Here is a 23,953-nt window from a genome sequence, read left to right on the forward strand (position 1 = left end):
TATTCAATGGAATTATTTTTGTTAAGTGAATTAAATGGCCATTTGTTAATCGATAGTTCCATCACTAAAAACGGCTCCTCAAAGGAGCCGTTTTTAACTTCATAATTCAAAGTCAATACCTAGGGCGTTACCGTAACTAATGCATCACCCGTGACATTTTCAAATGATGCAGTGATGGTAGCAGTACCCACCGAAATGCCACTGACATATTGCTTGGATGGGTATGCAACATCCATGTCTGAACTGCTCCAAGAGACATATTTGGCGTAGTTCTCAACACGACCATCAGAGAAAGTGACATTAACAGTTACCTCAACAGTATCACCGGTAGCAACCGTGATATTTTGTGGCACAATTTCTACCTTTGTCGTTGTGGCAGGATAGGTTTGCGTTTCAACAAAATCTGTCATGCCTTGGTATGACATCGTAATCGTCGCGCGCCCTCCTTCATAAACACCTTGCGCTAAACCCGCCTTGGCATTTCCGGATTCAATCGTCGCGGCAGTGGTATCGCTGCTCGACCACTCAGCATCTAAGGTAACATCTTTGCTCGACCCACCTTGATAGTATGCAATAGCATGGTATTGGAATGGTGTTCCCGAATAGAGGATGTCCTGTCTTGGTTCTATTGCGACTTGTGCTAGAACTAGAGGAGCAACCGTGGTAGTTACCTCATCCTCAACCCCATCAAACTCAGCTTTGATCTGCGCGCTGCCTGCGGATAACGCTTCACCACTACCTCCTAACTCCCCTGTGGTGACCACTTGAATCACATTAGGGTCACTAGAAGACCACGTCGCTTTTGAAGTTACATCTTCAGCAGGCAATCCTTGATGATATTTAGCAATCGCCTTATATCGTCCTACAGTTCCTTCTGGAACTGTCTCATTGTCCGGCGTAACGACTAGCTGTCTGATATATGTGTCAACAACACTAACCTGACCTGCTCCTTCGATGTTTTGATAGATCGCATACACTTCACTGTGACCCGCAGATTTTCCTTCTATCAACCCCGTCGTATTCACGGCAAGTTTATCTCTCTGTTGCACCCGCCAATCACTTAGCGCTGTTACATCTTTAAATGAAACCTTATTAGTATTAACGTCTTTGTATACTGCATAAGCAGTAAGTTGCTTTGTATCCCCTACTTTGACCATGGAATCGGCAGGCTCAACGTTCACGCCTAAGTAGGTCAGGCTACCAACCACTACTTCCGCGTTTGCCGTTTTACCATAATAGGTCGCGATGACTGACGTTTGTCCAGAGTTTAAACCTGTGACTAATCCTTCTCTAAAGCGCGCGTTATCTACATGGGCAACCACATCATCAGCAGTCGTCCAAGTCACACCATTCGTCACATCCGTCACGGTTTTGTCTGAAAATACCGCTGTTGCTTTATATTGCTGTAGATCTTGAATGTTAATGGTAGCTGTAGCTGGCGTAACCTGTAACTCCATCAAAATTGGCTCGGTAACTATCAACGATGTCGACACGGTAATTGACTCAAAAGTCGCGCTGATTTGGGTTTCCCCTGTAAAAACGGTTGAAGCCATCCCATCAGTACTAATTGTCGCTACCGTCGTCATACTGCTTTGCCAACTGGATTCTAAAGTTACAGTCTTACTAGTACCATCTGAATAGCGAGCATGGGCCTCATATTGTACTTCTAAACCCAGTGGTACGGTCTCATTTTGAGGACTAATAGTAAGTTCAACCAAGCTTGGGGCAACGACGGTGACACTCGAAGTATCACTCATGCCAGAGTAGGTAGCAGTGACGACTGCATTACCAATGTTCAAGGCACTACCTATCCCCGCGTTAGCGGAGCTGTTATCAACATTGACCACTCTTGAATCCGAGCTGCTCCAATTAGCGCTAGATGTCACATCAATACTGCTTCCATCACTATAGATGGCCGTTGCCTCGAGCTGCCCATTTGTGCCTTTTGGTACTGTAACAGCATTTGGCGTCACTTCTAGGTGATCAACTACCGCCGCGGTAACCGTTAAACTTGCTTCACCATTAAGACCCAAGTACTGCGCGCTGATTGTCGTTTGACCAGCAATAAACGTCACCGCATTCGCAGAAGCATCTATAGAAGCAACATCGTTATCCGAGCTTTGCCAAACAGACAGCAAGGTGACATCTTGCAAGGTTCCATCTGTGTAGAGCGCATCCGCATGATACGGTAAGCTCAATCCCGCAGGAACCTTAGTAATGGCCGGAGACACAATTAACTTAACTGCCGTTGCAGCTGTTACAGTCAACGTTGCCTGACTCAGTTGCCCCCCGTAACGAGCTGAAATAACGACATTTCCCTGTTCAACAGCCGTCGCTTTTCCCCCTGTTATTCCTGTAGAAGAAATAGTAGCAATATTGATATCCGAAGAAGTCCAGGTTGCTATCTGAGTCACTACTTTACTTGTCCCATCAGAGTAAAACGCAGTCGCTTGATAGTACTGACTCTGACCATCTGCAATAATGGCGCTAGCAGGCGTCACTTGCAGCCCTGTTACTACCGCTTGAGTGACAGAAAGGTTCGCGGTAGCGCACTGTCCTAAATAACATCCGCTGATCTGGCTAGTTCCTTGCTCCTCTCCTTGTGCCACGCCAAAGGCGTTAATGGTAGCGATATCAGTATTGTTCGATTGCCAGCTACTCAAAGTGCTGACATCTCGTTTGCTTCCATCTGAATACTGAGCAGTAAGCACATAACTTTGTGTCGTTCCTTTTGGAATCGTCGCATTAGCAGGTGATATGGATACCGAAGTTAGCGTTGCACTACTTACCGTGATCATGCTGCTCTGCTCCATACCGCCAAATTTCGCCGTGACACCCGCTTGGCCTAAAACTAAACCATGTACCGTTCCGGCGCTTATATTACCGGTTTCAACGTTTACTAAACTCTGGTCCATCGATGCCCAAACCGATTGCAGAGTTACATCATTCGATGACCCGTCACTATACACGGCAAAAGCTTGTAGCCTAGTTTGATGCCCTGCAGGTATAGTCACCTTGTTTGGAGCTACCACCAGCTCTGTTAGTTGAGCTTGAGTCACATTCAATAAAGCATCCGCCTGTTGGCTGGCATAAGTAGCCGTCACAACAACATCACCACTCTGATAACTATCTGCCAGTCCTTTTTGATTAATAGATGCCACACTGTTGTTGGAAGATTGCCAACTTGCCAGCTCAGTTACCTCTCGACTTGTCCCATCACTAAATAAAGCGAACGCCTGATACTGCTGAATATTACCCGCCGCTACGCTGGCTTTTGCTGGTGTCACCACCAAATCGGTAACGGAAACCTGAGTCACGGTCGCTGCTGTACTATCGGAAATGGTATTACTCATTTTCGAGAATGATGCGATGCCTTGATAGCTTGCGGTTATTTGGGTTGTGCCGATCTCGTTCGCCGTCGCCAAGCCGCCATCTGTGCCATCTACTACAATTGAAACTGCTCTACCATTTGACGAATTCCATGTAGCTAATTGCGTTACGTCTTCACTATGCCCATCTGAATAATACGCGGTCGCAGTGTATTTACCTGTGGTACCCACAGGCTTCGCCAGATTTTTCGGGGTGACCTGTAAACTCGATACAACCGCATTAGTAACGTTTAAATCCGTTTGTACCGACTTACCTTGATAGCTAAAACTGATCTGAGTTGTACCTTGAGATAACGTGGCCGCATTACCGCTTTGTGAACCTATCGTTGCAACATTAGCAGTGCCACTTTGCCAGTTACCGAATTTAGTCACATCTTGTTGGCTTGTATCAGAGAAGAGCGCCATCGCTTGGTACTGAACCGCGATACCTGCTGGAACCGTCTTGTTTACAGGAGAGATAGACAACGAATCCAATACCGCATCGGTAACCGTTAGTTCCGATGAAGCTTGGTAGGTTTGATACTGAGCGTTGACCGTCGTAATTCCGATTTGCTTTCCGCCAACAAGTCCACCTTGTGCGCCATCAGCGACAATCGTCGCAATAGAGGAATCGATAATGCTCCACTGTGATAACGCTGAAATATCTTGAACGCTGCCGTCAGAATAATTCGCTATTGCTTGAAACTGATACTGTGTCCCATTCGCTATCGCCTTGACCGGTGGCACAACAGCGATACTGGTAATATAAGGTGCACACGGATTATCTGGCCCACCGCACTCACTGGTTGGAAAGCCACTATTGTCTCCATTGCATGCCGCCAAAAAGAATGTCATCCATAACACACATAAGCGATAAAGTGTTTTTGTCATCTGCATGAGTCACTCTTTAGTTTTGATTAGTACTAGACGGGGTAGTCATTTCTTCGATATGAACGGTCACTCTTCGGTTCATATGACGATGTTCCGTTGTGTCATTAGGAACAACAGGAGAGTCTTCTCCATAACCAGCAACCCTTAGTTGCTCAGTACTTACGCCCGCATGTCTTAGGTACTCATAAACCGCATTTGCTCGACGCTCGGACAAGCTTTGGTTGTACTCATTCGGTCCAGTAGAATCGGTGTAACCATATACGGTTGCACGAGTTTCAAGATAGCGAGTTAATCGATAGACAATAGGGTTAAGCACCTCAACATTCTCGATTTTTTCGGAGTCAAATGCGAAGAGAACCGAAGAATGCAGCTCTGGCAAGCGCGTTGTTATTATTGGAGTAACTGGTTTGGGCTCGGTTTGAGTCTCTGGCTTGGAATCTTCTGCCGAGCTAAATCGATACACAATACCCAAAGTAGCTAGATGCCCGTTACTTCCACCAAGTTTGTCGCTGCCAAGCGCATTGACATATTGGTACTCTACTCTGCCCGCCCAATGATTTGAGAAGTGGTATTCCAAGCCGACACCAGCTGTTGGAGCCCAACCGTCATCTGTTAGAGTTCTGGTTGGTCCGCTATTCTTACCTTGCCAGTAGAGTGTGCCCGCTTTTGCAAACGCGTCCAAATTGTCGGTCACAGGAATACGACCTACAACTGACATTTCTATGCCTGACATAGAACCCGCATATTGGTTGACTTTACTACCTTCTGGATACAAAGCTTTCGCTTCACCAAAATCGAGGTAGCCTAATTCTAGTCCCCAGTGCTGCCAAACCTGATAGCCAATAAAGCCCCCTAACGCAACATCAGTTCCATCACAATCTACCGCCCATTCTTCACAGGCATTTTGGTATTTCATTACACCTAGTTTTCCTCCTAGGTACCAATGCGATGAAAAAGCGTCACTGTCAGCCGACGTTTCATCGGCGAGGACGTTAAAGCTGAGCGATACAACTATCGCTAAACTGAGTACTTTATGAGTAGAAACCACTGCTTCCTCCGTTTTCGTCTAATACGAGCGTGAGGCAGGCTACTGAAGAGTGTGAGAATGACCTTGTAAGAGTAACCAACCTAAATTAACTGGGCGTACCATAATAAAATCTTAATGTTGTGTGAAAGTTGTTACCGTATTGAACAAAAAAAAGCAGCGAAATCCGCTGCTTTTGTAAAAAGTAGTACACGCCACTCGGACGTTTCTTACATTACGATTCTTTAAACGCCTTCATTGTTTGAAGGTGCTGAGAGATCTTTTTGAATTTATGTGTTTGAGTTTCATCCCACACTACATCGTAATAATCTTTAAGGGCATCCGCCGTTTTTTGGTTATCGTGAATTTCGTCTTCTTTGGACAAAATGACCATACAACGACCCGCATTTTTACTGCGGAACTTTTCAACACACTTAGTGGCAATGTCTTCATATTCTTCTGGCCGATCAATACGACCTTGCATATTTACTTCAGGGTGCAAATTGGGGTTGAAGATAACTTGTTTAATGCCACATAAGAAGCCTATGCGCTCTGACCAGTAGCCTCCCAGACCTACACCGCAAATAATCGGCGCTTCATCTTTTGACTCTTGAACCAGCTTGTTCACTTCTTTAAGAAGGTGCTGCATATCATGCTTGGGGTGAAGTGTGCTGTAGTTGACGAAACGAACGTCTTCGTCAATGAATTGCAACTGAAGCACTTTTTCATGGTTGCCTGGGCTTGTTGAATCGAAGCCGTGAAGATAAATAATCATAGTACCTCTCAATCCGTCCTTATTGGTACGCTTTCGTTAAATCTACCACGAAAGCCCTAGTTTCATAGGGGGTAAGATGATTTTTCAGAAAAGATAACGTTAAACAGTGATCCCCTCAACATAATCGTAGATAAATAGCCTCAGCTTCGACTAAAAAACCATCATCTTGCCACACCTGCGCTGCAAGTAGATACCAGAGCATAGCCATCATCTGCGAGTGTCTTTGCCAAATCTCCACATCCTTTTGCCAAGATCTACTCTCTATCGTGGGCTGGTGCTGTTTGTAGAGTTCAATTCCTGTAACGACATCCATTTGAAGCATATCCAAGGTCATTGTTAGGTCCAGAACGGGACTGGCAATTGCAGCATATTCCCAGTCAATTACCGCAAGGCCCGTTTCAATCTGCACTAAGTTATGAATGCCAAAATCAAAATGACAAAGCGCTTGTTGCGCACAGCTTAATTTTGGTAGCGTTCGAAGGCTTTCGTAGATCGGACGAAAGCGCCGCTTTAGAACAGAATCGTCAAGCTGAGACCAGTAATGATCCACTTTATCTTGGTAATCAAAACGTCTCACCTGACTGATAGGTTGAATGGTATGGATATTCGCAAGAAGCGCGATAACCTTTGAATGATCGTCTAACTGACTAACAGGAATGCCATTACACCAACTGAGCGCGATACCCTTTGGGCCGCGAGCGATGACTTTGTTAGTAGGGAGGTGTCCGGCAACCGAGTTCAAAACCTCAGCTTCATTGTCGCGACTGATATCAAATGACTGACATAGCGATGAGTTGGCACGCCAAATCACCCAACCATGAGATGGAGTCAATACACGCCACGCCCGATTTGTCAGGCCGCCAGATAACGGAAGTGCCCCTAAGGGCACTTCGTTTAACAAGGAAGATAATCCAGCCAAATCTGGTGATTGCTGGACCGCATCAATCCAATTAAGCATTGAGCGCTTGTTATAGACCTAGTACTGAACGAGACTCTTGCTTACGAATTTCAGTTTCGTCAGCCCACTCAATCAGACCCGTTTCTAGATCCATAAGACGCATTGTCATTTTGTAGTATACGTCTTTATCGCTGCCCGCTTCTTTAACGATACTACTTAGGTTACCGTAAAGCATATATTGCGCACCAACCATTTTACCGAATTGGATAGCTGTGCTTTGGTTCACTAGCTCATCATTGTTTTGGAAGTTAAGCTGTTCACGTACAGACTCAACACGATCCATATCTACGAAGCGGAACTTACCAGAGTTCAGCATTTTGGTGCTGATGCTGTCAGTGATAGACTCGGTATCAATGTGCTCCGTTGTTTTGTTCTTGATACGTTCAACAAATACAATAGGGCGACTGTCGCGCGTGATTGCCGCAACTGAACCAGACATCAGCATGCTATCAACCATATCACCAGCGATCTTCTGTAGGTCAGTTGAACCGAAATCGATTGTTGTCGTTTCAGTAGCTTGCGCGTCGCCGTAACTTACTTTATTTGAACAGCCACCGAGAATGACAGCCAAACCCAACAAAGCAATAATACTTTTTTTCATTTTGTTTCCTTAGTCTTACTTACTTTCCAACGGGTGGAAATTACTCATCCGCTCCGCGCAATTGCACACGGAATTCTTTACCATTAGGATTTACAGACACCTCAGATAGGGTAATAGTTTCATCACCGCGTAAGATGGCTCTTTTCCAAGGGGCTTGTTTAGTATTTACTTCGAGTCCTTGCGCATCATACCAATAGAATCGATATTGGATGATTTGGTCCGTAGATGTCGTATTAGACAATCGCACCACGCCTCTCGCATGACCATTGGTATCAATGGTCGAAATATCATCAATAGAGAATTTTTTACCCATTTGTGCGTCACCATAAAGCACAGCCTGAGTTTGGCCTTCGATTTTGATCCCTGAGGTTTTACTTGAAGCACAGCCAAACAGCGTCAACAGCACACCAATACTCACTAACCATTTTTTCATTACATTCTTCCTAATTGTTTATGCCAAATGGTGGCATTGCCGCCCTGGCGCGACACCCAAACCAAAGTGGTTTGTCTGTCTCTCACATCAAAAGTATAGTCTTGACCATCTAACGTCATTTTGTGGCTGCCCGCTTTAACGATTTGACTTGCACCGTTCACGACACCCGGTAATGTTTGCCAACTCCTAGTATCAGGCTGTTCCGTCAAGGTGTTCCACACGTTGAAGATAAGGTTACCGACATCATCGTCTTTCGCCGTACTCTTCCGAATTTGGTCTTTGGCATACACGCGCAGTGCTTGTCGCAACAAGATGGTCGGCATATTCTCGGTAAGCTGCTGCTGCGCCATTAAATTAGTATCCACTAATTCATCCGACTTCAGGGGCTTACCATCCAACATAATATTCGAAAATTTAGGCGTCACCGCTGGAACATAATACGGCAGTGCCACAGTATACAACGCAGTATTACCTTGGCTGTCATAAACTGGCAAAGTCAGATTCCAAGATTGCATGGCGCTCACAACCCCCTGCTCTTCGAGCAGGATGACACGACCTTCACCAGCTTTAACACCTGGTCGATCACCATATTGCTTTTTAAGCTTCGCAAGATCTTGGTTACGACTTGAGCGTTTAGCCACACGAATTACCGCGTCGATAACGGCTTCGTTATCTGGTGCAACAGCAAGTGCGCGAGTATAGTCAATATAGGCCCCATTGAGGTCATTTGAAGCTTCGTACATCAAGCCTGACAAAAACAACAAATAGCCATTTTGAATCGCTTTCAGTTGATTTCCCGCATCAGGATAACGCGACAACACCGACCCTAGATTAGGTGATAACCCCTTCTGCTTCATTTCAGCTTCAGCAGAACGTAAGTCTTTCTCTCGCGCCTGGCGAGCACGCTGTTGAACTTGGTTTGCTCGTCGCACTTCAACCAGTGCACCCTCTAGGTCGTTCTTTTGAATATAGTTGAGCCCTAGATACAGGTGTAAATAACCTAGCTCATAATCTGGCGGCACATACTCGGTTATATTGTCATTGACCGCTAAAGCGCCAACACTAGTCGCAGTATCAGTAATAGAAATAAGCGCCTTATCTTGCTGGACTCTAACGGCCTTATCACTGACTTCAAGCGCTGACTTACTTTGCGGATAGGATTGGTTTAAGAACTCGACCCTGCCGCGCTCAAAATTATCCAAGATATCACCCGCAACGACATCTTCAGCCTGAGGCAATGCAGCCTGCGCTTTTTCATATTGGCCAGTTTTCACCGCTTGATACACCACCGTATTCTGCTGGGTATAGTGGCTAAACAGATTACCTGCACTTAGTCCCGCACAAGCGGTAAGTGATGCAGCAAGTACGACGATGAGTGCGTGTTTAACGCTACGTATTAACATATGTTTTGAAGAGAATAGATACCTTTAGTGAGGCTTTGACAATTACGTTAGTACTAAGTTGCCAAAGCCTCTCGAAATTAGCTCATCAACAATGGGCCAAGTGGGCGACCACCAACGAGATGCATGTGAATATGGTACACCTCTTGACCGCCGTGAGAATTACAGTTGACGATCAAACGATAGCCATCTTCTGCAATACCTTCATCATGGGCGATCTTCCTTGCAACGGTGAACATACGTCCCATCATTGCTTCATCATCAGTTTCAACTTCATTAACAGTGGGAATCAGTTTGTTTGGAATGATCAACACGTGGCTTGGAGCACGCGGATTGATATCACGAAATGCGGTAACAAGATCGTCTTGATACAACACATCGGCAGGAATTTCTTTACGAATAATTTTGCTAAAAATGGTTTCTTCAGCCATGAAGTTCTCCAATTACCAAACCAATAATACTGACACAGGATCGCCAGCACATACTTACTTTAGAAGTATGCACTAAGGTCTATAGAATCACAATTTAAAGCAAAGCCAACATAGCTTGTTGTTTTCACTATTGTTCGATTCTCAACCTCTATCTCGCTAGAAGTACTTTTTTTGAGATAACACTTCACGACAAAACCTTGGCTTTTATTACATTTTTGACGAGTGCGTCATAAAACGTAGCACGACAAGTCATATATATTTCAGTTTTTGTTATTTGTAACGATAAAGAGACAAAAGCGCCAAACCTCAATTCCGACCTGATGTTACGAGTGGACGGATAGTGCAAGGTTTAGCGTAAAGCGTCCAGTTAAATTTTGTATGATTTTTGTATTGCTGCAACATCACTAGGGAGAGATATATGCAGGGTTCCGTTATACGGAGGATGTACGCCGGGTTCACGCTCATCGTCATTCTTTTTGTTATCACCATCATGATTATGCTCAGTGGCATGAACCAAATTCATCAGTATTTTGGCTCTGTTTCTAAGTCCTCTCTCCCACTAGTTTCTCTTTCGAATCAAACCAGTGTGCAATTGTTGTCTGCGGACAAATCCTTCAAAGATTTCCTCACTACGCAGAACGAAGAAAGAATGACTATCCGTCGCGAAGAGTTTTCCGCTTCAATGGAAGAGTTTGGTCGTGACTTAGAACAACTCGCTAGCGCTAGTGCCGGTTTCCCTGAACTAGAAAACCGAATTGGCGAACTGCGTGAGGTTCAAGCTCGCTATAGCGAAGAAGCTCAAGAAGCAATGGATAACTACCAATCCATGTTCTCAGCTCAAGAACAAGTTCAACTCTCCACACGACGATTCCAAAAACTCCACTCAGACCTTTCTGTTGGTATGAAAGAGTATGTAGATGACGCGTCGAGTATTTCTGTCAAAGTGATGGCAAAAAGTTACTTTATCAAACTAAAAGACGCCGAACTCATCACTTCAGATGCACTAGCCAGCAGCGATACCGTCTTCGTTCAAGAAGCCGTTAATAAAAACCGCAAAGCCGTCACTCACCTTAACTACGCTTACCGCGGCTTAGTTACGCAAATGCCAGAGTTGAAGAAAGTGTTTGAGAGCTCTGTGGAACAATTTACCAAAGATGTCGGCCAGAAAGGCGGCGTGTTAGACCAACATAATAATTATTTGATCGCCAGAGCCGCTCTGTATCAAAACATCGAAAACCTGGCTCTGGAAGTAGACGGTGCGATGGCGACACTTAACGGCTTCACCGAAACTGCGACAGCCAATCTAAACCAATCTCTTGAACAAGCAGGCACTATCTATGACGAAGGCGTAATAAAAGCCATTGGTATAGGTGTGGTCGTTATCTTAATTGCAGTCGGTATTGGTTACCACATTGCGCAAAGTGTACGTCAACCACTGAACAGCACACTCAAAACACTAGAAAGCTTAACCGAAGGCGACATGACGCAGCGCATTGAAGTGAAATACAACAATGAGTTCCGCCGTCTAGGCAACCACATTAATACGCTTGCAGACAGCCTGCACAACGTGTTGGTCAAACTGAATGATGCATCGGACAACCTCACTGATACTGCAAGCAACAACCAAAGCACGTCTTTGAGTGCGCAAAGCCAACTTAGTGCGCAGCGTGAGCAAACCGCTAACGTCGCGACGGCAATGACCGAAATGTCTCATTCAGTACAGGAAGTGGCAAACAGTGCGCAAAACTCGTTAGAGAAGGTACATCAAGTCGAATCGGCCTCTGAATCTGGTCGTCAAATCATGAGTACCAATATCAGCACCATCAATCAGTTGGAGCTTCGTCTTAATGAATCGGTTGAAGCGGTTGGCGAACTTCAGAAGATGAGCAGCCAAATTGGCAGCATTTTAGATGTCATTCGCAACATCGCTGAGCAAACCAACCTACTCGCCCTCAATGCTGCTATTGAAGCAGCACGTGCAGGCGAGCAAGGACGTGGGTTTGCAGTGGTGGCAGACGAAGTTCGCGTACTAGCTCAGAAGACCACTGAATCTACCACTGAAATCGAAACTATGATCAGTAACTTACAAACCAGCTCTAAGAGTGCAGGACAAGTCATTGAAAGCTGTATGAAGGATATGGAACTATCGGTTGAGCAAGCCTCTACCGCTAATGGAGCCATGGAAGAGATACAAGCGTTGATCATCGAAATCAGCCAAATGAGTACGCATATTTCTCAAGCCGCAGGCGAGCAAAGTGAAACTACCGTAGATATCGCTAAAAACATCGAAGAAATCAATCATATCGCCGATGAAAGCTATCAAGCCATGTCGCAAATCGCGGCAACAAGTGAAAGCTTAACTAGCCTAGCCAATCAGCAAAGTGAACTAGTACACCGCTTCAAACTTTAGTTTTCGTGTAAGAAACACGTAAATTCTCCCCTGAAGAGCAGGTTTCGTTGAGACCTGCTCTTGTTTTTTACAAGTAACGGCATTATATCTGAATTATGGCTTGCTTCACTTTTCCATGACCTTTGATTTTGAAAGCCCAAGTTTCGATATCAATGACGAATGTCATGCTCTCATTTTCTTCAGCAAGCCAATAGTTGAAGGAAGCTATAATGGCCGTTCACGTAGGCATAATTGATCAAGATCCCATTCGTTTGGTAACTCCTTTATTGGATGACCGAACCGTTAGTCGTCACATCATCTTTATTGGTGACGAATCCCAATTTGAAATGTATGAGCGTTTGAGGTCAGTATTGGCGGAGCGCGACATTACTGCAGAATTTTATGAAATTCCCAATATCGTCAATACGTCTGTTATCAAACAATCCATTCTCGGTTTAGCTAAGCAACTTAAAGAAAAGAATGTCGAAGTTAAATTGAATGCCAGTTGCGGCTTAAGACATCGACTGCTTTCTGTCTATGAAGTATTCCGTACCTTCCATTGGCCAATCTTCGTTGTTGAACCGAACAGCGATAAGATGTGCTGGTTATACCCGGAAGGCGCAACTGATGCGCAGGTACAAGATCATATCACCATTGGTGATTACCTCACGATTTTTGGTGCTCGTGGTGAATTTACTGACTACGATCTTCCCCCACAACTTGACAGAAAACTTTATGAGCTGGGTGAAAAATGGGCGAGTAACGCACTGGAATTAGGTCCGGGTCTAGCGACGCTAAACTACTTGGCAACCACGTGCCGAAAAGAACAGAAACTCGATGTTGAGCTTTCCGAAAAACAACAAGGTTATCGCGAACTCAATATGCTACTTAGCGATTTGGTAGAATCTGAAATAGCGACTTATGACAACGGCATTTTGACCTTTATCAGTGAAGACGCACGTCGCTTTTCCAATGGGGAATGGTTAGAGAACCTAGTTCATAGCACGGTCAAACAAATCCAAGACGACTTACCGACCATTCAAGACCGTTCTTTGAATGTTCAAGTATACCGTCAGCTTGGTGAGCGAGAAGTTCGCAACGAACTGGATGTCGCATCCGTTGTAAACAATAAATTGCATATTATTGAATGTAAGACCAAAGGTATGCGCGACGATGGTGACGACACTCTATACAAACTGGAATCGCTGCGTGACTTGTTAGGTGGCCTGCAAGCCCGTGCCATGTTGGTTAGTTTTAGACCGCTACGTCACAACGATATTACTCGTGCAGAAGATCTTGGCTTAGCACTTATTGGACCGGATGAGTTGAAGGATCTAAAACTGCATCTAACCAAATGGTTTAAAGGTGCCGGCGGTATCGATGAGAAAGCTCACCTTTCTTAAGCAGATAGAAACAGAAAAAGCTTGGCCATCGCCAAGCTTTTTTACTTTGATTTTGCGTTTACGCTGCAGCTTGTTGCTGCTTATGCTTTACCGACGCTTTGTGTTTCGCGCCAACAATGACAATACATACATATGCAGCAATCGTCAGGGCTAAAATAGCAAATGGCAACGCCGCCCAACCAAACCCATCTACAGCAACACCACTGATAACGCTACCAGCAGCAAAACCTAATGAGATGAAGAACATCATTAAGCCTTGAGTCAGACCGCCACCTACTACGGTCAAGCGAGCAGCAATCGCTGGTGAAATCATATCGGTAATAGTGATACCTTGCAGATAAATCAGGAACAAGCCTAGGGTAATAATGTAGTGCACACTCATTCCGGCTTCAGCTATCACGTAAAGCAAACCAATCACGACGATAGAAGCAATCGCTGACACTTTGAACAAGCTAAGGTTGCCGTAGCGTGCCACAAAGCGCTCAGCCGCGATTAAGATAAACAGACCTACAACTGACGCCACCGAGAGATTCGCAGCTGATAGAGATTGCGCGACACCGTAAGCGTTTTCTAGTAGGTTCGGATATTGAGCCTGAAATGCCCCTTGTCCAGCGCATAACAAACCAACGGCCAGTAGGAACAAACCGAAGTTTGAGAATAGTGATTTTGCTAGACCAACATCTTCTTTACCATCGACATCCGCTTCGGCACTCGCCTCAGCGTTATCCAGTACTCGTTGAGCTGCTGCTTTATTGGTAAACATGGTTATAACCAACAGCACAGCAACAATCGCCATCATAACGCCAAAACGTTGTTCGTAAGACCAACCTAAATCAGTGATATATGCCAAGGCTACACCAGATAATAAAGCACCAATGATAAGCGTTTGAGCCATACGGCCAAGCTTCATCGCTTCAGTTTTTGTATCGTAGCCCGCAAACGTAATAAAAACAGGGTTGAGCATAAGAAGAATAGCTGAGCCAACACCGAAACATGCAGCCCCCACTAACATCAATGGAAAGCTTTCACCTGCGACGACAAAACTTGTCCCAGCAAGCAGATAACAGATCATACCGAAAAGCTGTGCATGTCGATGCGCTTTGTACTTATCAGCGAGGCCTCCAATAATTGGAGCGGCAAGACCCGCCATACCAAATACAGCCATTGCCAGACCAGCTTGAGTCGCACTACCAGTACGAGCAAGAATAAAGGAAGGCATTAACATAGGAATAAACACGATTTGAACAATGCCATAAGCAAAGTGCGCGGCAAACCAGCCCTCTAAGCCAAGTTTTTTCAACATGATCACAGACCTCAATAGATCATTACCCTTAGTGTTGTGGGTAACAAATTAAACCACAGCAAAAAGATCCGTTTTCTACTGAGCGAATAGCTAGCCCACGCCAAATCTAGGTAAATAATCAACCGAGTAAACACTCTATTTGACCCGTTGTTAACCATAAAAATACTGGGCTTATTTATAGTGATGATAATATCAGCCTACCTACAAAGTCGTAATAGCCTAAAGTCTCCAGTGTTAAGCCCACACTTCTCTCAGCGTCAAGTTTGTTATACTCTAAACATGCTGACAGAAAGAATAGTAGTCATCTACCCAGACGTGTTGGGTATATACTTTGCCGCTAATTATTAAGGTAGGAGTTTGCCTTATGAATCTCACCAAACTTAGAGTGTTTGCGTTAACTGCAGAGCATGGTTCATTGACCAAAGTTGCTAATATTATGGGTAAAACGCGCACCTCACTAAGTATGGCGCTATCCAGTTTAGAAGATGAATTGGGTGTTGAACTGTTTGAACGGACTCGTAATCGTCTGGTATTAAATGACGCGGGAAGTGCTTTACTGCCCGATTGTCGAAACATCCTCAATATGGCAGAAAGTCTGTACTCAAAAGCCGAGCAGTTTCGACAAGGTGACAGTGACAAAATACGCATCGCCTATGACGACACACTACCGTCTTCATTCTGGCGCAAACAACTTGTTGCTTTGTCTGACGAGTTTCCACATGTCTCCCTGACCGTAATCAAAGCCTCCAGTGCCGATATCCCGACACTCGTTCGTGAAAATCACGTAGATCTTGGCTATGGTTTGGTCTTTAGCTCAGGCGATGACCCACAAGTTAAGGTTCGTGCTCTGCATCGTATTCGAATGATGGCGGTATGTTCCCCTAAGCATGAATTGGCTAAACTCACCAACGTCACCAGTACTGACATTAGTGCCCATCGGCAAATCGTGCTGTCTCACTTGTTTGAAGAGATCCATCAAGACTTTCGCCCCATTTCGAGTAGCACAATGAGCTTTTCTAATTACCAAGAAGTATTGGATGCGGTTATCGATAATTTAGGTTGGGCGATCATTCCAGAGACATTGGTAAAACAAGAGTTACGCCAAGAACATTTAGTGGTCGTGAAGCATCCGAACGGCATGTATTTTGAGAGCTTTGGCGAGATGTCACGCCCGAACGATCATGCGGTAGAAACAAGACAAGCACTGATCGATGGCATCGAAGAAGGTATCTACGACTTGTTTTAACGATCCGCTTTCATAAACGAGAAAAGCCGAAGCAAATGCTTCGGCTTTTTTGTTTCTCGATTGGGGTAAATCGATTAAACGATGCGCAGACCGCCTTGAGCAATTGCGAAACGACGTGCACGAGTGAACGAGTACGCGTTTGTAATACCTTCACCAGTTGGACCTGCGATTGTGAACGTTGAAGTACCTTCAGCGTTGTAACCTACACCAGATAGTGTTGGACCGTTGTGTGCGAAGATAGTTGTGTTGATAGCACGACCGAACTTAGTTACGTTCTCGATGTTGCCAGAGTAGATACATGCAGAGTGCTTGTTACCACGCTCAGCTGCAACAGCACGCTCGATAGCTTCGTCGATGTTCGCACAACGAACAACTGGAAGTACTGGCATCATTTGCTCTACGTGCACTAGTGGGTGATCGTTCTCAACAACCATAACCGCTAGACGAGTCTCAGACTCAACGCCGATAGACTTAAGGATCTCACCAGCATCTTGACCAACGTGCTGCTTAACTGGATGCCATACGCGAGCAATTTCTTGTGCAGTACATGGCTTAGCACCATCGATTTCATCCATAGTTAGGATTTGTGCAGTTAGCTTCTCAGCTTCTTCTGCAGAAAGAACGTACGCACCAGTTGCTTCTAGCTTAGCTAGGAACTCGTCAGCTACTGAATCTTCAATGAAGACTTCTTTCTCACCGATACATAGTAGGTTGTTATCGAAAGATGCACCGCCGTAAACGCCTGCAGCAGCTAGGTCTAGGTTAGCAGAAGCGTCTACGATTACAGGTGGGTTACCAGCGCCAGCGCCTACACCTTTCTTACCAGATTGTAGGATTGCTTTAACTAGACCTGGGCCACCAGTACCTACTAGCATATTTACTAGTGGAGACTTAGCGATTTCGTTAAGAGTTTCTAGCGTAGGCTCTTTAACCATAGTAACTAGGTTAGCTGGGCCGCCTGCTGCAACGATAGTCTTGTTGATCATGTCAATCATTACCGCAGAAACAACTTTTGAAGATGGGTGAACGTTGAACGTTACCGCGTTACCAGACGCTAGCATAGAGATAGCGTTGTTAACGATAGTTTCAGTTGGGTTAGTTACGGGAGTAACAGCACCGATAACACCGTATGGTGCACGCTCTTCTAGAGAGATACCGTTGTCACCAGACCATACTTTAGTTTCTAGAACTTCAGTGCCCGGAGTCTTAGCAGCAGTTAGCTGGTGCTTAGCGATCTTGTCTTCAACACGACCTAGTTTAGTTTCTTCACGAACCATTTTCGCGAAGTCTTCAGCTTTAGCTAGAACCGCACCACGGATAGCAGTAAGGATAGCTTCACGGCCTTCTTTGGTAGAGTTAGCGTAGAATTCAACTTGAGCTTTGTGAGTTGCTTCGATTGCTGCTTCAACAGTTTCGAATACACCTTGTGCGTTATTGATATCGAATGACATTTTAATTACCTTCTGTAAAGTATTCAGTGGCGAGCCACTTCTACAGAGCAGGTTGATGACCTGCCCTAATCTTTAATTCATTAAGCGTATGTTTTCGCCGCTTCTTCGCCGTTAGCCACACGCAGTGTGCCTAGTACAAGTGCTTCTAGTTCAACTTCACCTGGGAACTTAGTTACCGGAGCAATGAACTCAACGCGCTTAGTGATTTCAGCTGTGATGTATTTGCTGTAAGCGATACCACCTGTTAGCAGGATTCCATCAACTTTCTCACCACCGAATACCGCGCCCATTGCCGCGATTTGCTTAGACACTTGGTAAGCCATTGCATCAGTGACTAGTTTGAACTCAGCGTCTCCTGCTTCCGCTTTCTCTTCGATTTCACGCATATCAATGCTACCTGTGTAGCTAAAGGCGCCGCCTTTACCTTGGATGAATGCTTTCATCTCAGCATGCGTGTACTCACCGCTGAAGCAGATGTCAATTAGCTCACGAGTTGGCAGATCACCAGAGCGCTCAGGAGTGAAAGGGCCTTCAGAAACCGCGTCGTTTACGTCAACAGTACGACCGCCCATGTGAGCTCCAACTGTGATACCGCCACCCATGTGACACACGATAACGTTTACGTCTTCGTATTTCTTACCTTGCTGTTCAGCAAACTGACGAGCGATCGCTTTCTGGTTAAGCGCATGGAAACGACCTTTGCGTTTAATGGCTTTGTGACCAGAGAAAGCAGCTAGCTCAGATAACTCATAAGTCACTGGTGCGTCAGTGAAGAACGCTTCAATACCGTTCTCGTCTGCAATCTCTTTACCGATGATGCCTGCGAGGCTTGCTGGGTGTTGAATTTGTGCTTCAAGAAGATCAGCGATGACTGCATCATCAACTTTGTAAGTACCACCAGCGATTGGCTTAAGAACACCGCCACGACATGCAATAGCACCTAGTTCAGACGCTTTAACACCAGCTTCTTCTAGTGCCGCTAGGATCGCTTCTTTACGGAATGCTTTCTGGTGAGCAACAACCGCGCCAAACGGTGCCAACTCTTCAGCACTGTGACGTAGTGTTTTCTCGAACAGCTCAGTAGTGCCTTCGAAAACACCGATTTTTGTAGAGGTAGAGCCAGGGTTGATAGCTAGAATTTTCATCACTTATAAACCTAATTTAGTTATTGCTATTTATGATTAAGCAGACGCTTCTGCGGCTGTTTTCTGTTGGCTCATTGCAGCAACAGAACAAGCAAGCGCGATAGAGACTGTCTTCTCTGCTTCGCCGTCAGCGCGAGACACAAGAACAACAGGAATACGAGCACCAAGTAGAACACCCGCCATGCTAAATCCAGCCATGTACTGAAGTGCTTTCGCAAACACGTTGCCTACTTCGATGTTTGGAACCATTAGGATATCGGCGTTGCCCGCTACTGGAGACTCATAACCTTTTAGGTTTGCAGCGTACTGAGATACCGCGATATCTAAAGAGATAGGACCAGAAACGATACAACCTTCGATTTCACCGTTTTGGTTCATTTTTTGAAGCTCTGCCGCGTCCATCGTCGCTGGCATCTTGTCGTATGGCTTCTCTTTCGCACATAGATTAGCGACTTTAGGCTCTTCGATACCTACAGAGTGCGCTAGGCTTACAGCGTTTTTGATGATGCCCGCTTTTTGCTCAAGCGTAGGCATGATGTTCATCGCTGCGTCAGTAAATACGTGGAAGCTGTCGCCACCTTCTTTGAATAGAACGCCAGCATGGCTAAGTACATTACCAGTACGAAGGCCGTGTTCTTTCTTTAGGACTTCTTTAAGTAGAACAGAAGTGTCAATAAGACCCTTCATTAGTAGGTCGCCTTTACCTTCTGCAATAGCTGAAACTGATGCGGTTGCAATTGCTTCAAGACCGTCGGCTTCGATGATCTCAAAGTTGGCTAGGTCAACATTTGCTTTCGCCGCTGCTTCGTTAATTAACGCGCGCTCTCCAACAAGAATGACGTCTGCCATACCTTCTTGGAATGCATTGTTTGCTGCATCAAGCGTTGCATCATCGTGCGCTGCCGCAACAACCATACGTTGCTTCTTGCCGAACTTTTTAGCTTGCTGAATAAAGAAATCTTTATTGTACATAGGGGCGATACCTTTTAATTAAGAAGAAGGAAACAACCTTCTTTTTATCTTCGATAAATATTCATCAAAGGGAGTAATCAATTATTGTGGAGCAATAAATTGAGACTATTTTTAACCCTTTCAAAGGATGGAATTAATCTATCTCAGGTATCGTCGAAATAAACTTCACTCAGAGTCAGGTTTTTTGACCGTTTTACGGTAACAATGATTTGACGATGAATAATTAAAACAATGAAGTATCAACCAGGGCTATAACTGGCGATCTTCATCACAAAAACAACTTATATTTTCGCGTAGAAAAATAGACTTTTTACTGTCCTAGCCTTAGGTAACACTACAAAGTAACCGAGTAATTTACTTTAGAGCGAATAGGTAACAATTACTGGTTATTGCCTTTATTAGTGGCATTTATGGATTGTCACGCTCTAATAACCACTTCAACACCAAAGTCAGAAAGCCACATTCATTCACCAGAGGAATGATTTTGCTTCCTGATGCAAGTTGTTATTTTTCGCTAGCGTAAGTTTTTTTGACGCTGAGTGATGTGCTTGGGGACAACGCCCAAGAATATACTCAACAGCAACAAATCAATACCGCATTCGAGCCTTTGTAGAGTCCAAAACTCCGTAAATAAATCGAATGTAACTTCATGATAATCATTGACTAAATAGTAAGGGTCGAAGATGACAATTCAAAACCGCTTAGAAGAAAGTGTAAACAACCTTAGCGTTGTTCTTGAAGAACAAAAACAACTACTTGCAGAGCACAAAGCTAACCAAAACTACGCTGAGCGTCTAAACAACCTATTGACTCCAACTGACGAGTTAACCACACAGGGCGACGATCTATTGATTGGTGGTTGTAAAGCGACTGACCTTATTGAACAATATGGCAGCCCGCTATTCGTTCTAAGCGAAGACACACTGCGTGGTAACTTACGCCGTGTGAAAAACGCCTTCGGGAACTACTGGCCAAAACCTGTAAACGTTATGTTTGCTATCAAATCGAACACAAACTTTGCGGTTCGCGCTATCTGTAATGAGGAAGGTGTTGGTGGCGACTGTTTCGGTCCCGGTGAAGTTGAAGCGACTCACATTGCGGGCGCTGATCCAAAAACTATCGCACTAAACGGTACAGTGAAACCTGAGCTTGCCATCCGCAAAGCCATTGAATACGGCTACGCTATCCACCTAGATTCTTACGAAGAGATCGAGATTGTTGAGCGTATCGCTCGTGAAGTGAAGCCTGCTGAGAAAGTACGTATCGCGGTACGCCTAAAAGTCATCCCTGAAGATTTCTTCAACGACTTCGAACCAGACGCCTACCCGTTCCCTAACTTTATCGGTGCGATGAAGTGGATTAAATTCGGTCTTCTTAAAGAAGAAGCGAAGAAAATCATCAACCGCGTTAAAGAAATCGATATCTTCGAATTCTACGGCTTCCATACTCACCTAGGTCGCTTCTCTAAGCAGCCTGAAGGTTGGGATGCGCTATACCGTGAGTATGCACGTAACATAATCGAGATCTCTCGTGAATGTGGTGTACAACCTTTCCAAGTGGACCTAGGTGGTGGTTGGCCTCGTGAACGTGAGCCAGAGTGTCGTAGCAAAGAACATATGATGAACTCCAACACTATCGAAGATTACGCAAAAATCGTCTGTGAAGGTATGCTAGAAGAGTTCACTAAAGAAGGCTTCGAAGTTCCTCAATTATGGCTAGAACCTGGCCGTTACATTGCAGGTAACATTGGTACTCTACTGACATCTGTATACGTCGTAAAGGACGACCAAGAGATGGATTACACTTACACTATGGTTGATGCGTCAACCTATCTAGCAACGCTAGTCGAGTCTCAAGAGTCGAAGAACCCTGTACTACCAGCAAACAAGATGACACAACCTCTTGTTAAGAAAACAACAGAAATTGCGGGTCCAATCTGTATTCCTTCAATCTGGGAAAGCGCTGCAACAATGCCTGCATTAGAGCCAAAAGACGTGCTAGCAATTATGGATGTGGGTCACTACGCTGAATCTCAAGCGAGTCAATTTAACTCACTGCCACGTCCAGCAACCGTGCTTGTTAAAGATGGTCAAGCTGAACTCATTAAGCGTGCAGAAACAGTTGAGGACGTATTCGCTACTCAAATCCTTCCAGAACGTTTTAAGAAGGCCAAAGCAGAAATCGCTAAAAAGAAAACCGCTAAAGCGTAAGCTTTAACGTATCAGGAATAGAAACCTCTCAATTGTCATATGAGCTGTTCTATTTAAAAGGCTTAGCTTATTGCTAAGCCTTTTTATTATCTAAACTTCCCGTCTACTAATTACATAAACCTACATTACTTCTCTATTGGTTAGGTTTTCCATTAATTATACCAGCTGTTTCCATCCGATTATTTAATAGAACTTACTTTAATCCAACTTAATATCACATAGATAGAGCCAATACCTGGCATTGAAAGTAATTTATATAAATTAACATTTCAAAAACATCATAGTTAACAAATAAACAAAGCTATTTGCAATTAATTATCGCTACTATTTTAGGAAAATAATATTGAGACATAGAGCAATATATAACACTACTTTGTACCTATTTAAGGTATATCCAAAAGGAGTATCTCTAGCTAACTTAAGTAACAGTTATCAAGTGAATGACTATCATCCTATTAGGTGTTTTTTTGTTAATAATATTTTTAACAAAAGATTTTTTATTAATTTTAATAATTCACTTCTTGAAAACTTATCAGTGTGATTGCAGCCACGATGGCTGAAATATTAATTAGAAGGATGCGGGTTGAAATTTTATCTTCTTTCGATTGAACGAGGGAAGCTAAATGGGAAACGCAGATTGATTATGCTAAAAAAAATATGTAATAAACTGGGCATTGAGCTTTGGTTCTCCGCTCACCTTGCCTATGGCTTTGTCCAGCTTGTGTTTATCCCGATCGTAATGCCTGCGTTTGTCGCAGAGCGAACCGGCAGTTTTGCCAATGCAGGCTTAGCGATGGGCTTCTTCGGTGTAGCGGGTCTTGCAGCTCCTATTATTGGCTTATTAGCAGACAAATATAAAGCACATCGATTAGCTCAGTTTTTAGGCATGGTGGCGTATGTGATTGCCGGTTTCTGCTACATCGCTTCAGGCAGTGACTTTACGATGATGGCGATTGGCTCTATTTTCTTTGGTCTAGGTTCTGCAACACTATTAATGTTAAACCCCGTCTTTATCGCTTTCGCCGGTTATGACAATAAAACGGAAGCTCTCAAACTGGGTCGAATGGCACAAGCCGCTATTATAGGTACTTTGATTGGTGGTGGCGTGTTAGCAGCTTTAACCGATGGAGGGTTTGGCTATGAAACGAGCTTTTACACGATGATGGGCACCGTCGCTGTATTAGCCTTGATCACCTTTATGACTAATAAACAGGCTGGTCAGCGAGTACTTGATACCGCAAAAGCTCGCGAAGAAGCAGCGAAAGCTGAGTCTCAACAAAAAGTGAATCTGTTGAGTGTGCTGTTTTCTAAATTCGGTCTATTCCTTTTTGCTGTCGCAGCATTATGCGCAGGTCAAGGCGCGTTTCAAGCTCAATTCCCAAACTTAATGAAAAATGCGTTCTCGGTATCTGAAGCAGTCTCCGCCACCAGCCTATCAATTTCAGCAGTGCTGGGGTTAATCGTCGTCGTTATGGCCGAGCGCTTCTCAGCTAAATTTGGTCCAGCAGCACTATTTAGGCTGTGTACGGTAGCGTCTATTGTTGTTGTTGCAGCACTTTACTTTATTGCTGAGTTCCAACTCATACCAACCATTATTTTTCCTGTTGCGTTAGTCATCATTTATTTACAAGGTATTACTGTGACAGACATGTGCTCTCCAGCCGTCGCTTCCCGCTTAACAAGAGTTGGCGCTGGATATACGCAAGGGCTAATGATGTTCTTCATTTCCATCGGTTTTGCAACTGGCAGCGCGATCAGCGGCTTTACTGTCGAATCGTTTAGCTGGAGCGCATTACCCGTCGCCATTGGTGTACTAACAACAGTTGCCTTTGTATGTATTTGGGCCGTCACTCGTGACAACAAAGAAGCAAAACACCAAACCTCGACAAAACATGCTTAGCAAATTTGGCGATTTTTGACTAAAAAAAAGCCTCCATAACAGGAGGCTTTTCT

Annotated in this window: 17 protein-coding genes; 5 read left to right on the plus strand and 12 right to left on the minus strand. The window is 44.5% G+C overall.

All coding sequences use genetic code 11. The annotated features are described in order from the left end of the window. Window positions 1–119: 119 nt before the first annotated feature. From HOP38_RS11085 to hinT, 8 genes are all read right to left on the minus strand, one after another. On the minus strand, window positions 120–4,265 hold the full coding sequence (locus HOP38_RS11085; RefSeq protein WP_198558067.1) for an Ig-like domain-containing protein: 4,146 nt from the start codon (window positions 4,263–4,265) through the stop codon (window positions 120–122). Window positions 4,266–4,275: 10 nt separating this feature from the next. Beyond that, window positions 4,276–5,307: an outer membrane beta-barrel protein gene (locus tag HOP38_RS11090; protein ID WP_198558068.1), complete on the minus strand. Its 1,032-nt coding sequence runs from the start codon at window positions 5,305–5,307 to the stop codon at window positions 4,276–4,278. Between the two features lie 211 nt (window positions 5,308–5,518). Continuing rightward, window positions 5,519–6,058 (minus strand): alpha/beta hydrolase YcfP, encoded by a 540-nt coding sequence (gene ycfP, locus HOP38_RS11095; protein WP_006072986.1) that lies wholly within the window; start codon window positions 6,056–6,058, stop codon window positions 5,519–5,521. Window positions 6,059–6,173: 115 nt separating this feature from the next. Then, window positions 6,174–7,016: a phosphotransferase gene (locus HOP38_RS11100; protein ID WP_198558069.1), complete on the minus strand. Its 843-nt coding sequence runs from the start codon at window positions 7,014–7,016 to the stop codon at window positions 6,174–6,176. Window positions 7,017–7,026: 10 nt separating this feature from the next. Then, complete coding sequence (gene lpoB / locus HOP38_RS11105; protein WP_006072984.1) at window positions 7,027–7,617, minus strand: penicillin-binding protein activator LpoB; 591 nt, start codon at window positions 7,615–7,617, stop codon at window positions 7,027–7,029. Window positions 7,618–7,657: 40 nt separating this feature from the next. Next, on the minus strand, window positions 7,658–8,050 hold the full coding sequence (locus tag HOP38_RS11110) for a YcfL family putative periplasmic lipoprotein (protein ID WP_006072983.1): 393 nt from the start codon (window positions 8,048–8,050) through the stop codon (window positions 7,658–7,660). Then, on the minus strand, window positions 8,050–9,453 hold the full coding sequence (locus HOP38_RS11115) for a COG3014 family protein (RefSeq protein WP_006072982.1): 1,404 nt from the start codon (window positions 9,451–9,453) through the stop codon (window positions 8,050–8,052). Before HOP38_RS11115 ends, HOP38_RS11110 begins: the two co-directional genes overlap by 1 nt. 77 nt (window positions 9,454–9,530) lie before the next feature. Beyond that, window positions 9,531–9,881: a purine nucleoside phosphoramidase gene (gene hinT, locus HOP38_RS11120; RefSeq protein WP_006072981.1), complete on the minus strand. Its 351-nt coding sequence runs from the start codon at window positions 9,879–9,881 to the stop codon at window positions 9,531–9,533. Between the two features lie 418 nt (window positions 9,882–10,299). Between hinT and HOP38_RS11125 the strand changes: the two genes are divergently transcribed. Beyond that, entirely contained in the window at window positions 10,300–12,291 is a 1,992-nt protein-coding gene (locus HOP38_RS11125) for a methyl-accepting chemotaxis protein (protein ID WP_198558070.1), read from the plus strand. Between the two features lie 209 nt (window positions 12,292–12,500). Then, a complete protein-coding gene (locus HOP38_RS11130; protein ID WP_198558071.1) occupies window positions 12,501–13,673 on the plus strand; it encodes a DUF1887 family protein in 1,173 nt (390 codons plus the stop codon). A 58-nt stretch (window positions 13,674–13,731) separates the two neighbouring features. On the opposite strand, the gene HOP38_RS11135 is transcribed toward HOP38_RS11130, so the two are convergent. Continuing rightward, a complete protein-coding gene (locus tag HOP38_RS11135; RefSeq protein WP_198558072.1) occupies window positions 13,732–14,976 on the minus strand; it encodes an MFS transporter in 1,245 nt (414 codons plus the stop codon). Between the two features lie 364 nt (window positions 14,977–15,340). Between HOP38_RS11135 and HOP38_RS11140 the strand changes: the two genes are divergently transcribed. Beyond that, window positions 15,341–16,222 carry a LysR family transcriptional regulator gene (locus HOP38_RS11140; protein WP_006072976.1) on the plus strand — a complete coding sequence of 294 codons (882 nt, stop codon included), beginning with the start codon at window positions 15,341–15,343 and terminating at the stop codon, window positions 16,220–16,222. Between the two features lie 74 nt (window positions 16,223–16,296). Here the strand turns inward: HOP38_RS11140 and HOP38_RS11145 are convergent, their stop codons facing one another. The 3 genes from HOP38_RS11145 to HOP38_RS11155 form a co-directional block, all read right to left on the minus strand. Next, entirely contained in the window at window positions 16,297–17,673 is a 1,377-nt protein-coding gene (locus HOP38_RS11145) for an aldehyde dehydrogenase (RefSeq protein WP_031494279.1), read from the minus strand. Window positions 17,674–17,753: 80 nt separating this feature from the next. Then, window positions 17,754–18,818, minus strand: a complete 1,065-nt coding sequence (buk, locus tag HOP38_RS11150) for a butyrate kinase (protein ID WP_006072974.1) — start codon at window positions 18,816–18,818, stop codon at window positions 17,754–17,756. A 36-nt stretch (window positions 18,819–18,854) separates the two neighbouring features. Beyond that, window positions 18,855–19,790 carry a bifunctional enoyl-CoA hydratase/phosphate acetyltransferase gene (locus HOP38_RS11155; RefSeq protein WP_031494278.1) on the minus strand — a complete coding sequence of 312 codons (936 nt, stop codon included), beginning with the start codon at window positions 19,788–19,790 and terminating at the stop codon, window positions 18,855–18,857. A gap of 683 nt (window positions 19,791–20,473) precedes the next feature. Here HOP38_RS11155 and HOP38_RS11160 point away from each other — a divergent pair. Both HOP38_RS11160 and HOP38_RS11165 read left to right on the plus strand, forming a co-directional pair. Further along, window positions 20,474–22,000, plus strand: a complete 1,527-nt coding sequence (locus HOP38_RS11160) for a diaminopimelate decarboxylase family protein (RefSeq protein WP_198558073.1) — start codon at window positions 20,474–20,476, stop codon at window positions 21,998–22,000. A 643-nt stretch (window positions 22,001–22,643) separates the two neighbouring features. Continuing rightward, window positions 22,644–23,900, plus strand: coding sequence for an MFS transporter (locus HOP38_RS11165; RefSeq protein WP_006072971.1), 1,257 nt, complete (start codon window positions 22,644–22,646; stop codon window positions 23,898–23,900). Window positions 23,901–23,953: the final 53 nt, after the last annotated feature.

Origin of the sequence: Vibrio mediterranei (assembly GCF_013364395.1) — a bacterium.
GTDB lineage: Bacteria > Pseudomonadota > Gammaproteobacteria > Enterobacterales > Vibrionaceae > Vibrio > Vibrio mediterranei.

What these genes read in the sequence shown, in the direction of transcription:
- HOP38_RS11085 (WP_198558067.1), bottom strand. Translation starts at nt 4,265, where the DNA reads ATGCAGATGACAAAAACACTTTATCGCTTATGTGTGTTATGGATGACA.
- HOP38_RS11165 (WP_006072971.1), top strand. Translation starts at nt 22,644, where the DNA reads ATGCTAAAAAAAATATGTAATAAACTGGGCATTGAGCTTTGGTTCTCC.
- lpoB (WP_006072984.1), bottom strand. Translation starts at nt 7,617, where the DNA reads ATGAAAAAAAGTATTATTGCTTTGTTGGGTTTGGCTGTCATTCTCGGT.
- HOP38_RS11130 (WP_198558071.1), top strand. Translation starts at nt 12,501, where the DNA reads ATGGCCGTTCACGTAGGCATAATTGATCAAGATCCCATTCGTTTGGTA.
- HOP38_RS11135 (WP_198558072.1), bottom strand. Translation starts at nt 14,976, where the DNA reads ATGTTGAAAAAACTTGGCTTAGAGGGCTGGTTTGCCGCGCACTTTGCT.
- buk (WP_006072974.1), bottom strand. Translation starts at nt 18,818, where the DNA reads ATGAAAATTCTAGCTATCAACCCTGGCTCTACCTCTACAAAAATCGGT.
- ycfP (WP_006072986.1), bottom strand. Translation starts at nt 6,058, where the DNA reads ATGATTATTTATCTTCACGGCTTCGATTCAACAAGCCCAGGCAACCAT.
- HOP38_RS11160 (WP_198558073.1), top strand. Translation starts at nt 20,474, where the DNA reads ATGACAATTCAAAACCGCTTAGAAGAAAGTGTAAACAACCTTAGCGTT.
- HOP38_RS11100 (WP_198558069.1), bottom strand. Translation starts at nt 7,016, where the DNA reads ATGCTTAATTGGATTGATGCGGTCCAGCAATCACCAGATTTGGCTGGA.
- HOP38_RS11155 (WP_031494278.1), bottom strand. Translation starts at nt 19,790, where the DNA reads ATGTACAATAAAGATTTCTTTATTCAGCAAGCTAAAAAGTTCGGCAAG.
- HOP38_RS11110 (WP_006072983.1), bottom strand. Translation starts at nt 8,050, where the DNA reads ATGAAAAAATGGTTAGTGAGTATTGGTGTGCTGTTGACGCTGTTTGGC.
- hinT (WP_006072981.1), bottom strand. Translation starts at nt 9,881, where the DNA reads ATGGCTGAAGAAACCATTTTTAGCAAAATTATTCGTAAAGAAATTCCT.
- HOP38_RS11115 (WP_006072982.1), bottom strand. Translation starts at nt 9,453, where the DNA reads ATGTTAATACGTAGCGTTAAACACGCACTCATCGTCGTACTTGCTGCA.
- HOP38_RS11140 (WP_006072976.1), top strand. Translation starts at nt 15,341, where the DNA reads ATGAATCTCACCAAACTTAGAGTGTTTGCGTTAACTGCAGAGCATGGT.
- HOP38_RS11125 (WP_198558070.1), top strand. Translation starts at nt 10,300, where the DNA reads ATGCAGGGTTCCGTTATACGGAGGATGTACGCCGGGTTCACGCTCATC.
- HOP38_RS11145 (WP_031494279.1), bottom strand. Translation starts at nt 17,673, where the DNA reads ATGTCATTCGATATCAATAACGCACAAGGTGTATTCGAAACTGTTGAA.